The 12,649-nt window shown below is 59.9% G+C and carries 9 protein-coding genes; 5 read left to right on the top strand and 4 right to left on the bottom strand.

The genetic code is table 11. From position 1 onward, the window contains the following. The first annotated feature begins 59 nt into the window (after positions 1 to 59). On the top strand, positions 60 to 776 hold the full coding sequence (locus C3B54_RS07595; protein WP_104913958.1) for a ferritin-like fold-containing protein: 717 nt from the start codon (positions 60 to 62) through the stop codon (positions 774 to 776). 32 nt (positions 777 to 808) lie between these two features. On the opposite strand, the gene C3B54_RS07590 is transcribed toward C3B54_RS07595, so the two are convergent. Further along, a complete protein-coding gene (locus C3B54_RS07590) occupies positions 809 to 1,132 on the bottom strand; it encodes a hypothetical protein (RefSeq protein WP_104913957.1) in 324 nt (107 codons plus the stop codon). A gap of 11 nt (positions 1,133 to 1,143) precedes the next feature. Next, on the bottom strand, positions 1,144 to 1,371 hold the full coding sequence (locus C3B54_RS07585; protein ID WP_104913956.1) for a DUF3107 domain-containing protein: 228 nt from the start codon (positions 1,369 to 1,371) through the stop codon (positions 1,144 to 1,146). 45 nt (positions 1,372 to 1,416) lie between these two features. Between C3B54_RS07585 and C3B54_RS07580 the strand changes: the two genes are divergently transcribed. Together C3B54_RS07580 and C3B54_RS07575 are read left to right on the top strand one after the other, a co-directional pair. Then, complete coding sequence (locus C3B54_RS07580; RefSeq protein ID WP_158665599.1) at positions 1,417 to 4,461, top strand: ATP-dependent DNA helicase; 3,045 nt, start codon at positions 1,417 to 1,419, stop codon at positions 4,459 to 4,461. Further along, the gene (locus tag C3B54_RS07575; RefSeq protein ID WP_158665598.1) at positions 4,454 to 7,672 is read left to right on the top strand and encodes an ATP-dependent helicase; all 3,219 of its coding nucleotides are present in this window, start codon (positions 4,454 to 4,456) and stop codon (positions 7,670 to 7,672) included. The genes C3B54_RS07580 and C3B54_RS07575 overlap by 8 nt, the downstream gene beginning before the upstream one ends. A 27-nt stretch (positions 7,673 to 7,699) precedes the next feature. Here the strand turns inward: C3B54_RS07575 and C3B54_RS07570 are convergent, their stop codons facing one another. After that, positions 7,700 to 8,908, bottom strand: coding sequence for a glycosyltransferase family 61 protein (locus tag C3B54_RS07570; protein ID WP_104913953.1), 1,209 nt, complete (start codon positions 8,906 to 8,908; stop codon positions 7,700 to 7,702). 11 nt (positions 8,909 to 8,919) lie between these two features. Continuing rightward, positions 8,920 to 9,888 (bottom strand): phosphotransferase, encoded by a 969-nt coding sequence (locus tag C3B54_RS07565; RefSeq protein WP_104913952.1) that lies wholly within the window; start codon positions 9,886 to 9,888, stop codon positions 8,920 to 8,922. A gap of 127 nt (positions 9,889 to 10,015) precedes the next feature. On the opposite strand from C3B54_RS07565, the gene nudC reads away from it, so the two are divergent. Together nudC and C3B54_RS07555 are read left to right on the top strand one after the other, a co-directional pair. Beyond that, positions 10,016 to 10,957: an NAD(+) diphosphatase gene (gene nudC, locus C3B54_RS07560; protein ID WP_104913951.1), complete on the top strand. Its 942-nt coding sequence runs from the start codon at positions 10,016 to 10,018 to the stop codon at positions 10,955 to 10,957. Continuing rightward, positions 10,954 to 12,648, top strand: coding sequence for an ATP-dependent helicase (locus tag C3B54_RS07555; protein WP_245867887.1), 1,695 nt, complete (start codon positions 10,954 to 10,956; stop codon positions 12,646 to 12,648). Before nudC ends, C3B54_RS07555 begins: the two co-directional genes overlap by 4 nt. The last annotated feature ends 1 nt before the right edge of the window (position 12,649 follow it).

Here is a 12,649-nt window from a genome sequence, read left to right as displayed (position 1 = left end):
GTCTACCGCGCAAACGGTGTTGCCGGGCAGGTCAATCCTGCGGCGACTATCCTGGCCAGATGAGATGGCGGTTTTGGGAGAGGAAAAAAACCTCCCCGCAGTGGAAAGTGCGATCCAGGGCCAATCGCCAGAGTGCCAGCCGTCTCGATCTCACCGCGTTGGTTCCCACCGCAGCGGACCTGCTCGCTCACGCCAGCGCCAGTGCCCTGCTCATCGCCGGCGAATACGGCCGGGTTGCGAGGGAAGCGTGGTCGGCGAAAGACCGTGATGAATTAGTGCGGGCGGAAGCCCAGGTTCTCTCCCGATACGAAACCCTTCGCGGACTGTTGGCCGAATACACCCCCGACCCCATTGAGGCCATGGCTGAGCCACTTGAGCGCCAAGGCGATGCGCTCCGCCACATGACGGCAGATGCTTGGTACGAGCGGGTCGGGACCTGCTATGTCGTCGGCGGGTTCCTCAGTGACTTTTATCGCCTTGTTGCCGGTGGTCTCCCGGCAGGGATTGGCGACAAAATCATCCAGGCAGTCGATGGCACCGATCCAGAAGAACTTGCTGCGGGTGTCCTTGCCCGCATCATCGCTGTCGATGAGGCGCACGCCTGGCGGTTAAGCCTGTGGTCGAGGAGGGTGGTGGGGGACACCATGCTGATTGCGCGCAGCGCACTGCGCGGAGGCTCTGAGGCCACCCGCTCCGCGGAACTCTACGAGCCAGTATTTACCGATGTGCTCACCGAGCACACCAGAAGGCTTGAGAGTTTGGGTTTGACGGCTTAGCGAGGGTAACCCTCTCGCCTCACTACCCACCGTTACAGCCGGGCGGGCTCGTCAGGGATGGGAGCTTTGGGGTCGGTGAGCTCGGCGAGAAGGGCCTCATCGGCCGCATCACGCTGCTTGGGGAGCCATATCGCCACAGCAATGTGTGCCGCGGTGGAACCCACGAGAGAAATCACCCAAGTCCACACTGAGCGTGGTTCGAGGCCCAGCCACATCGCCACCACGAAGAGCAGGGTGGCAAGTCCGACCTGGAGGGCGGGTAAGGCAATCATGCCGTGGCGGTTGCGACCGGGCACCATGTATCTGATTGCTGCGCCAATCAGCGCAGCAAAAGTAAAGACGAGGACGAGTTCCATGGGGTGCCGGCTTACGGCGCAAAGCCGACTTTACGGGCGGACTCTGTCACCATTTCGATGTAGGCGAGGGTGGAGACTGGGACCAGGTACACGTGCCCCTTTTGGTCTTCCAGCCTGACCAGGCCATCATCGCCTTTGGCAATCTGAGCAGCGATGTCTTTTTCAACATCTGCGGCTTTTTTGTCCGTCTCGAAACTGAGCTCACGGGTTGAATGGGTGATACCGATGCGAATTTCCACACTCGTATCGTACGACAGTCAGTGCTGGGCTTTAGCCTAAAAGGCATGAGTGCACATTTGGGGTTACCCGGCGAGCTGGTCGAAGCCGGTTTGGGTAAACCCCAAATAGTCCTTGGGGCACCAGGCTCGGGTAAGACCAGTCTGATTCGAGCGCGCGTGGCACACGCTGTGGCCGGGGGCGTGAACCCCGATGCGATTCGGATTCTCACTCCCACCAGGGAGCAGGCGACCCGCATGCGCGACGAATTGGGTGTGATGCTGGGGGTTCCCACCCGGGGTGCGATGGTGATGAGTGTTCAAGCGTTTTGTTTCTCGCTTCTGAGAAGCGATCAAGAAGCGAGGGGAGTGGAACCCTCCAAGCTTCGCTCCGGAGCCGATGTTGATCAAGACATCCGCTCGGTGCTCGATGAGCAGCGAGACAGCGGTGTCGGCCCCCAGTGGCCAGAGCACTTACACCCTGCGGTCCGCTCAACCGAAGCGTTTCGGACAGAACTTCGCGAACTCATCGCGAGGCTCACCGAATGGGGTTTGGGCTCCCGCGATCTCAGGCGTTGGTCCACAGTCCACCCGGCGTGGCCCGCAGTGGCCGATTTCCTTGACGACTACGAGCGGGTGATTGCTCGCTCCCGTCCCGATGAATACGACGCTGCGGAGCTCTTACGCGTTGCCACATCGTTAATTGAGGCTTCTAGGACCCCACCCGAGGGTTTGCGGATGGTGTTGTGTGATGATTTTCAGGATCTGTCCCCCGCCGCAGGTTCCTTGGTGCAGGCCCTCCACAGCGCGAGTGTGCACGTGGGGATATATGCCGATCCTGATCTCGCGGGTCAAACCTTTCGAGGAGCGGACCCGGCAGGTCCTATGCGCGTTGCCGACCTCCTCTCGGTGACACCTCACATCCTGCCGGCGGTCTACCGTCACGGCCAGGTCTTGCGCGATGCGGTGAGCAGCATCACGTCACGGATTGGGACGGCGCGGGCTGGTGCCCAACGAAAAGCTCAGTCCGTGGATTTGGGTCAGGAACCCGATGGCGATCACCCCTTCCTGGCGGTGCGCTCGCCCAGTGCCGGGCGTGAAGCCCACGACATTGCCCGGGTGTTGCTTTCTCGACACCGCGACCACGGGGTCGCCTTCTCCGAAATGGCCATTGCCACACGTCGCGCATCGCACATTCCTTTTCTCGCTCACGCTCTTCAGCAGGCGGGAATCGCCACCGAACAGGACTACCGAGTCGGTTTAGGCGAACACCCCGCCAGTAAAGATCTGGTCGGCTGGGTACTGGCCGCGCGCACCCCGGGGTGGCTCACCCCTGAGCGCGCCACTGTGTTGCTTGAAGGTCTTTATGGGGGGTTTGATTCTCGCCGACTCCGACGGTTGGGGTCGTTCCTTCGAGTGATTGACCATGCGGAAGGTCAGCCCCGTCGGGGTATTGAGTCGATTATCGACGTGCTCGAATCGGGGGAATACCCGCTGGAGCTTCCCGCGTCTTTTCATCGGCCGCTGAGTCGAATTCTCGAAGTGTTGGCCGCGATTCGCGCATTACCCGAGGGATCCTCCGCCGCGCTTGTGCTCTCCACGGCGTGGCAGGCGTGGGCGGTTGAGGACTCGTGGGTAGCTCGCTCAAGTGATGCGAGCCAACCGTCACTGTTTCACCGCGAGGCACTCCACCAGGTCTCAGCACTGTTGGCCACGGCGGAGCGTTTTGTGGAGCGACACCATGGAGTCAGCCCGGAGGCTTTTTTCCTGCGAGTGTTAGATAACGACATCACCGAGGACGTGGTGGTGCAACGCTCCGAACGCACCGGGGTCTTGATTTCCACTCCCGCGGGATTGGCGGGAATGGAATGCGACACTGTGGTGCTCCAGGGGCTAAACGACCACGTCTGGCCGAACACCCGAATTCGCTGGTCCCTGTTGGGTGCTCCGCTGGTGGCCCGCGCCGTGCGAGGCCAACTCGATGAGGCCATTGATGATCAGCGGGTGGTCATTGATGACGAATTGCGGATGGCTGCCCTAGCGCTTTCACGGGCGAGGCACATGGTGCTGGTGAGCGCCATTGAATCTGAAGACACGGGCCCGAGTGCGCTTTTTCGCTTACTGGCCGAACGAGCGCACGAAGTACCCTCCGATCCGGGCCCGTTGGGCTCAAGCCGTGAACTGGTGGGACATTACCGCTCACAGCTCGAGCCGTCAGTGAAAGAAGCTGAATGGCAGTCTGCGGCGTCTGCTCTTTCGCTCCTTGCCGCCCGGGAAGTGCAAGGGGCGCACCCCAGCCAGTGGTGGGGGCTTGGTCCGATCACGAGTGAGACACCGCTGTATCACGACACCGAAATCCCTCTTTCTCCGTCACGAATTGGCGCAGTGGAGCAGTCCCCGTTGGATTGGTTTCTCGATCGTGTCGCCCCCGATGAGTACACGGCTGCCGTGGGAATTGGTTCACTCGTGCACTATGCACTGGAGCACGAGCCCTGGGGGGACGAAGACACCCTGTTAAGTCTTGTGGAGGGTCGTTGGTCGGAGCTCGATTTTGATTCCTGGTGGGTGAGTAAAAGCGAAGCCTCGAAGGCGCGTGGCTTAGTGCACGCCTTAGCTGCCTACCTGCGCGAGCGACAAGCCGCTGGTGCGGAGGTGGTGGGAATTGAGCAAGGCTTCCAGCTGCGAGTGGACAACATTGTGGTCAACGGTTTGGTTGACCGCATTGAGCGTTCGGTCGATGGTGGCCTGGTGGTCGTCGACCTCAAAACGGGTAAAGCGATTACCAATGCGGAAGAAATTGCTTCCCATCCGCAACTCCAGGCTTACCAATTGGCTCTAGCTGACCCGGCTACCCGAGAAGCGTGGGAGGTGGAGGGCCCAAGCGAAGGCGCATGGCTTCTTTATGTCAGCGGCGGCGTTCGCGGCAAACCTTTCCGGGTGGCCGCCCAAGAACCTTTAGGCGAGGAGGGCATCCAGGAGAGTCTGGAGCGAATTCGCTCCGCCGGTGCCCACATGGCGCAGGCGCGGTTTATGGGGCCACGGTTTTTCCCTGTCGCGGGTCGCAGTGTGTCCAGGCATCGCTGGCAGCGGGTTGGGAGTGTGTGTGGTGACTAAACCCCTCACATACACTGCCGAACAGTTGTGTCAAGCGCTTCGGATTCACCCACCCACCGAACAACAGCGCGCCATTATCGAAGCCCCCTTGGAGGGTGTGTACCGGGTGGTGGCCGGAGCCGGGTCAGGCAAAACCGAAACCATGGCCTTGCGGGTGGTGTGGTTGGTCGCCAATGGTGTGGTGTCGCCTCAAGACATTTTGGGCCTCACCTTCACCAGGAAAGCCGCATCAGAACTGGGCGGTCGCATTGCGTCCCGGATTCGACAGCTCCCCCACAGCGGTGAGGACGACAGCATTGACGTCTTCGCGATGCCGCAAGTGTCTACCTACAACGCCTTCGCGTCGAGACTTTTCCAGGATTACGCCGTCTATCTGGGGATTGATGGTGACCAAGAAGTAGCGGGGGCGGCAGCAGCGTGGTCGCTGGCAAGGAAAGTCGTCGCGGGTTCCACCCATTCAGAGCTTCCTGAACTTCAGATGTCGCTCGATCAGTTGACCACCCTGACGTGGCAGTTGTCTCAGTCAATGTCAGAAAATGCGGTTGACGCTTCCGCTTTAGCCGAATACGCCCGGTCATTTCAGAGCATTCGAGACCTCCCTCCAGGTGGTCGTGGCGGGTATCCGGGCGTTGATCGCACCGCCGACAACATTGCCCTCCTGCCGGTACTCATTGACCTTGTTGACGAATTTCGCGAAGCCAAAGCAGCCAGAGGAATAGTCGAATACTCCGATCAGGTCCGTTTAGGCCTCGAGGTCGCTCGCTCGTCCCCCGAAGTGGTCGAGGGGCTTCGCGCCAGACACTCTGTGGTGCTACTCGATGAATACCAAGACACGAGTGTCTTGCAAACGACCCTGCTGTCCACACTCTTTGCTGACCACCCGGTGATGAGCGTGGGTGACCCACTCCAAGCGATTTACGGCTGGAGGGGAGCCAGTGCTGCCAACTTGGATGATTTCCCCCGCGAATTTGCCCGTCAATGGCCTTCAGTCACCTTTGGCCTGCAAACGAGTTGGCGAAACCCTTCCCGCGTACTCACCGCAGCAAATGCATTGTGTGCGCCACTTCGACGCGCGGATGAGAGTGTCGTCGGTGAGCTATCTCCTGCCCCCAACGCCCCGGCAGGAACCGTCGACGTCGCCTACCCCGACACCCTCGATGACGAAGCAGAAGCAGTCGCGGCGTGGTTTGCCACACGCCTGGTGTCGGCCACACACCCCGGCAACAGCGCTGCCGGACACGCCGAAGGCGAGCCCCCCAGCGCGGCACTGCTACTGCGTGAGCGCAAACACCAGCACCTCTACGCCAGAGCTTTGGAGCGCAAGGGAATCCCCGTTCATATTTTGGGAATCGGGGGACTACTCGGTGACCCTTTGGTCGCTGACCTCGTCGTCGGATTAGCCATCGTCCACCGCCCCTTCGCCAACGGCGAGTTGGTACGTCTGCTCACATCCGGGCGTTTCCGACTGGGAGTGAGTGACCTTTTCGCTCTTGCGGAAAGAGCACGGTGGTTGGGGCTTCGCGATAGCGGTGGTGGTCGACTCGACGAGTCATTGGATCAGGCACTGCGCGACCAAGCACTGGGTCGACCCAGCGCATCGCTATTGGATGCGCTGGAGTATTTGGCCCAGAAACCACCCGAGCACAGCCACTGGGAAGTCTTCTCCGAGGGAGCACAAAGCCAACTTCGAGACGCGGCTTCGCTGATCGCCAGCCAGCGAAGACTCAGTCACGAGAATATTGCCGACCAAGTGGTCCACTGGGAGCGGGCAACCGGTGCCGACATCGAATGGCTCGCTCACCCCAACCGGGAGAGTTACCGAAACTCCCGGGAGGCTTTCTTTGCGGCTATCTCGCAGTACCAAGCCTTTGCCGATGAGGCGGGCGCGCGCGGTTTTCTCGACTGGTTAGAGCAAGCAGAGTGGCGAGATAGTTTGCAACCGCAATCGGCACCACCGGAGCCGGGGTGCGTGCAAATTCTCACCATCCACGGCGCGAAAGGCCTCGAATGGGATCTGGTGGCCGTCGGTCAGTTGATCGAAGGTGAGTTGCCCGGAAAACCCAATGAGGGCTTTAAAGGGTGGCTTCGCTCTGGAGTATTGCCCTACCCCTTTCGAGGCGACAGTGAATTCTTGCCCCACCTTGACTGGATGGGTGCAGAAACCAGAAAGGACCTGCTCGATCGAATCGAAGAGTTCAGTGACGATATTCGCGCCCATCATGAACGGGAAGAACGCCGCCTCGCGTATGTGGCAATGACCCGGGCGCGAGCGGAACTGTTGTTGACGGGCAGCTTCTACTCGACAAAAGGCTCCGCGCAGGCGCCTTCACCCTTTCTTGTGGAACTCGAACACGCAGAGTGCATTGACCCTCTGCCGGACTCGCCCACAATCGACAATCCTCATGAGGGGGATGAAGACGACCTCATCACCTGGCCGGTTGACCCGCTGGGTGAACGCCGTGACGTCGTGGAGCGGGCAGCCAAAGCAGTACTCACAGCCACCGATCAGGCTGTGGAACAGGCGGATCCTGCTCTGGTGGAACACATCGATGCCGTGTTGGAGGCGGAGCGCACACGCCTGGCCCCAGCCGAGGGATCATGGCCGGTGCGTATTCCCGCTTCACAGTTTGACCGATGGGTGTTCGAACCCGAGACCATGCTGCGCTCCAGGATTCAGCCCCGTCCGCCCACGACAGGCCTCGCCCAACAGCGAGGCAATGATTTCCACGCCTGGGTGGAATCGTATTTTCATTCCGCGCGGGGCAACCGTGTGATGGCCGATGTTGACGTGGATCACGACACCGCGGTTCCCGTCGATGTCGACGTTCACACCTGGCAGGAGGGTTTTGAGCGAAGCGAGTTTGCCCCTCTCACTCCAGTGGCACTGGAGCGAGAAATTCACCTTCCGCTGGCGGGCCACCTCGTGATTTGCAAGATCGATGCGGTCTTTGAGCGTTCGGGGCGAATCCAGGTTGTTGATTGGAAGACGGGTCGAACACCGACTGATCCGGTAGACATTGAGCGCAAATCACTCCAGTTGGCCCTCTACCGGCTCGCCTGGGCCGAATGGGCGGGTGTTGATATCAACACTGTTGATGCGGTCTTCTGGTTTTCCCACAGTGAGCAGGTCATCGCCCCCGAAACCCTCCCCGGTCGCTCGGAGCTCGAACAACTCATTGACAAAGCCAAAGCCAACCCCGCGAGTGGCTAAAAGGGTGCCTGTGGGTGGGCTTCCTGGTTAGTCCAACCAGGTGTGCAGGCTTTGCCTCAGCCATTGCGGGTCGAGGGTGTAGTTGCTCCGAAAAAGGCCGCCAGATTCATCCGAGGTGTAGAAAATGTGCCAATACTCGGCGTGATTGAGTGTTGCCAGGTCCGGCAGAATCGTCATCGAACGAATCCGAGTGTCCTGCCAACACAGTGCGCTGGTGCCCGGCTGGCAAAAAAGGAGACCGGCGAAACCGGCCCCAGAAGGACCCATGAGGTATTTCGCTTCGCGAAAAACCTGCACCTGTTCAGCCAACGTCAGCTTCTCCGGGTAGCACGCTTCAAAGCCAAACTCCTTGGCAACCTCTAGTGCTTCTTCTTGGTTGTATGAGCGGCGCTTGGTATCACGCGCGAGAAAAAGCTTCCGATGCGGGGTTACTTCCTGAGGCGCGTAGGCCTCCAAGTAGACATCGCGGTAGCTTTCCATGCCGTCGCGGTGAAGCAAGTGAAGGCGGGAATCCAAAGGGCTTGGACCCTGCTGTTTTGGCAGGTTGCTGAGCTCCAGCGGGTCAATCCACACCAGCGAATCGGCTTCCAGTAAAGCCCATTCGGGCATCACAATCATGTCGCGGTGGCCCTTAAACAGCTCCAAAGCATCCAACATGGTCGGGTATCGAAAAATCTGTTCCGGAACAATTACTGGATAGTCCCGGAGGTGCTCCGGAAGCCGATTGGCCATATGTAGTTGGGGGAGACCGTCGACTAGCCAGTGGTACCAGTTAGTGAAATCTCGGCCGCCCAAAAAAATGGCCCGATCAACGTGCATCCGGTGGCCACGGTTCCTATCGACAAGGACTTTGTCGCCGGAAGACCACAGCACCCGGTTTTTCCGGTAACTCAGTCGCCACGGCCCGGGGGTGCGCCGAGGTTGAATCATGAACTGGTCGCCGTGTAGGAGGAAACCAAAAAAACGATTATTGGTCACACTGGCGTGTGACCAGAGTGACCAGGTGACCGCCGGAAACGTCTCCGGCTCGGCAACAACGAGATCCTCACCGAGGGTCTGAGAGCGAGACACCACAGCGGGGGAAGCGGGGAAAAACTCCCCGGATTCTTGCCAACCGTGACCGGGCGACACACTGAGCTGTAGGGCTTTAAACCGCGGGAGAAAAAGCCACTTCAGCACCGGAGTGCGAAGCGCGCTGTAAAGGAGTCGATACCACCCAGAAATCAGCCTGCCCACAGCGACCGAGACTACTCGTTAGAGTCCCGCGGTGGTGCAAGAGGGTGGGGCGTCTGGGTGAGGGGTTCGGTCAACGCCGAGTCCATATCGCTTCCCACCCTGTCGTGGAGTTCATTAATCTGCGCGGTGGCTTTGCGGGTGATGTCCTCATCACCGTGATCCATACCGTGGAGGAGCCAACGGGCAATGTCGAGCTCTGCCCAAAATCGTGCCCGTTGGAAAATGCGTCGGTCTGCACCCGGCCTGGCACCCCGGTAGGCGTTTTCGACACCTGCCTGGATGGTTTTTGCGGTCGGAGCCGTCACCCACGCGACATCCCGTGCAGGGTCACCGACCTGCAAGGCGCGCCAACCGGTGATTGCCGTCACACTGTCACCTTCGACCAAAAAAGAATCCAATCGCAGTCCACCGTGGATGATGGTCGGTTCAAACTGCCACAGCTCCGGATCTTCGTAGGCTGCTTCCCAGCGCCTCAGCAACGACTGGGGTAACAGGGTGGTCTGCGCGGCACGATCAACAATGCCCACCGCAGTGCGCTGCGCCTCATTCGCGCTGTGAATGGGGCGGCCTTGGTCGTAGAGAGCGCTGGCAGGAATACTGTGGACTGTCGCCATCGCTTCGGCTAGAGATGCGGTGAGCGCCGGGGTCACCTGCGCGGCACTGGTGCGAAAGCCTGGCAACCATTCGGCGACGGTGAGGGTTTTCCCCCGAACATTAATTTCACCGTGAATGCGGGGGAGCCCAAAGCCCACCCTGGAGCGCAAACCATCACCAATAGCCCGCAACGCTTCAATGCGCTCGCGGGTATTGAGCTCCTCACTGTCACTGCGTGGCAGTTCAACCAACCACGCTCGGGAATCCGTATCGGTGGCGAAGGCGGCGTCTTTTTCCCCGTCAGACATGTCGGTCGTGCTCACCAATGTGAGCCCCGGCACCGCCGCTGAGGCCTGCGCCGCTAGCATAAGAGACAGGTGGCTCATGCCCTCCAGGGTAAGCGCGGGGGCGGGTCGGATACCGTTGCCACACCGCGTGCGAGGGCGGTCCCTGTGGCGGCTGCCCGGCCGAACAACACATTGGTCACCGCGTCTCAGGACTTTTTGGAGGGTTATGTCGCTCACACCACGACTGGCCCTATCCCGAGCGAAATTGGATCGGGATGCCCCCTCGCGTGCTATCCCCGGTCTTATCGATCGACTCTGGGCTGACCCCGACACCAAAGTGGTGTCAGCCTGGCGAGGAGAAGTGTTGGTCGAGCGCGCCGAAGGGTTACGTCTGGACTATCGAAGCCCGGAATCCCTGCCAAGGCCAACCACCGTGATTTATTTGGGGAAAAGTGTGGAGAGCGATGAGGAGCTCACCGTGGGCACCGCCGTTCTTGCTGCCCTTTACCAAGACGATGAAGCTTTGGGGCTTGAACCAGACACCAGCCTCTGGGTGAGCGGTCGAACAAGCGGACACGCACTCGGTGACCGAGATGCCGGGGTGCTGGTGGAAGCGCTCGCCCTAGCGAACTGGCATTCAGCCCACAAGTTTTCTCCCGCGACCGGTGAGCCACTCCTTTCCGATAGCGCCGGGTGGGTCCTGGTCGACCAAAACAGCGGAAAAAGTGTGTTTCCTCGCACAGATGCGGCCATCATCGTGTTGATCACCGACCGGGATGATCGCATCGTTCTGGGCAGTAATGCACTGTGGGAAACACAGCGCTATTCGCTGCTGGCGGGTTTTGTGGAACCAGGAGAATCGCTTGAAGCCGCCGTCGCAAGGGAAGTATTTGAAGAGTCAGGGTTGAGTGTGAAAAACCCGCAGTATGTGGGAAGCCAACCGTGGCCCTTTCCGGCTTCCCTCATGGTGGGTTTCACCGCCCAGTTGGACCATGACGCTACCGGCCCGCTCCAGCCAGATGGCACAGAAATTATTGACCTGCGTTGGTTTAGCCGGCAAGAACTTTTTGACTCACTCGACCAGGTGGTCCTCCCCGGCCCCACCTCCATTGCCCGAGCAATGATCGAACACTGGTACGGCGAGAAACTTCCGGAGAGCCACTGGTGAGTGACGCTCTCCTTGATTCCCTCAATGAACGCCAGCGGTTAGTCGCGACGACCTTCGATGCGCCCGTGTGTGTGATGGCTGGAGCGGGGACAGGGAAAACACGAGCAATCACCCACCGCATTGCCTACGGTATTCACACCGGTCACTATCAAGCCGACCAGGTTCTGGCCCTCACCTTCACCCAAAAAGCCGCCCAAGAAATGGCGACCAGGGTTCGAGCACTCGGGGTCAACCGGGTGTCTAGTCGCACCTTCCACTCAGCAGCACTTCGACAGTTGCAACACTTTTGGCCCAAACTCACCGACGGCTTCCTGCCCGAAGTGGTGGCGAGTAAAGCGAGTGTGATCGCCCACGTGTTGGAGACACTTCACATTGAGGTCGACCAGGCGGTGTTGCGCGACCTGGCCAGCGAAATTGAGTGGCGGAAAGTCAAGGCGTTCACTTTTGAGGAATATTTCCAGCAGATCGATCAGGGGGTGCGCACGTTGCCCCCGGGGGTGAACGCCCAGTCGATGCTCGCGGTGATGGAAACCTACGAAAAGGTCAAAGACGAGCGGCGTCGGATGGATTTTGAGGATGTCCTCTTAGCCACTGTCGGCATGTTGGAAAGTGAACCGGCGATTGCTGAGCGGGTTCGCGCCACCTACCGCCATTTTGTGGTCGACGAATACCAGGATGTCTCACCCATTCAGCAAAGACTGGTCGACCTGTGGTTGGGCGGCAGTGGGGATGTCTGTGTCGTGGGGGATGCCAGCCAAACGATCTACACCTTTGCCGGAGCAACAAGCGATTACTTGGTCCGGTTCGGTGAGGCCTACCCAGATGCCCGCGTGATCCGGCTGGAAGACAACTACCGCTCCAGTCAAGACATCATTAACGCCGCCAACATCAGCATCCACGGCCAACCCGGTGCGGTGGAACTGACGGCAAAACAGCCCCAGACCTCGCCCCTGATTTACGCCGCCCACGCCACCGACCAGGACGAAGCGACCTGGATTGCCCAACGTGTGGGCCAATTCTTGGCAGAAGGCTACTCACCATCGGATATTGCAGTGCTGCACCGGTTTAGCGCACAAGCCCTTCTCACCGATGGCGCCCTCCGGGCGGCAGGCATTTCGGTTCGAAGCCAAGGCGGCACACGTTTTTTCGACCAACCTCACGTGAAACGAGCGGTCATGGAAATACGGGGTGCCGCCGTTGCGCACACCCCCGGACTGCTCCACCAAGTAGTTGCCGACATTCTTTTCGGGTTAGGCCTCACCAGTGATGAACCCGAACACGGTGGTGCAACCCGTTCGGCGTGGGAAGACCTGCTGGCACTTCGGGACTTGGCTGAAAACTTCGGCGAGGGTCGCACCTTGGAAGAATTTTCCGAAGAGCTGGTGCGCAGAGCCCAAGCCCACGACGAACCCACCATGCAGTCGGTCACGCTTGCGACCGTGCACGCGGCGAAAGGTCAAGAATGGCCGGTGGTGTGCGTGGTGGGGCTCTCCGAAGGCCAATTTCCTATTTCTTATGCCGACACCCCCGAAGCCATCGCAGAAGAGCAACGACTTTTCTATGTGGCCATTACCCGCGCGAGGGAACACCTGGTGCTGAGCTGGGCAAAAAGAAACCGTAGCCACGGTGGCGCTGAACGGAACATGAGTCGCTTCCTGACACCTTTAGGAATTCACGCCGAGGGCCGGTGAG

The sequence above is a fragment of the Pontimonas salivibrio genome (assembly GCF_002950575.1).
In the GTDB taxonomy this organism is placed as follows: Bacteria; Actinomycetota; Actinomycetes; order Actinomycetales; family Microbacteriaceae; genus Pontimonas; species Pontimonas salivibrio.
This window is presented reverse-complemented; position numbering and strand designations above follow the sequence as displayed.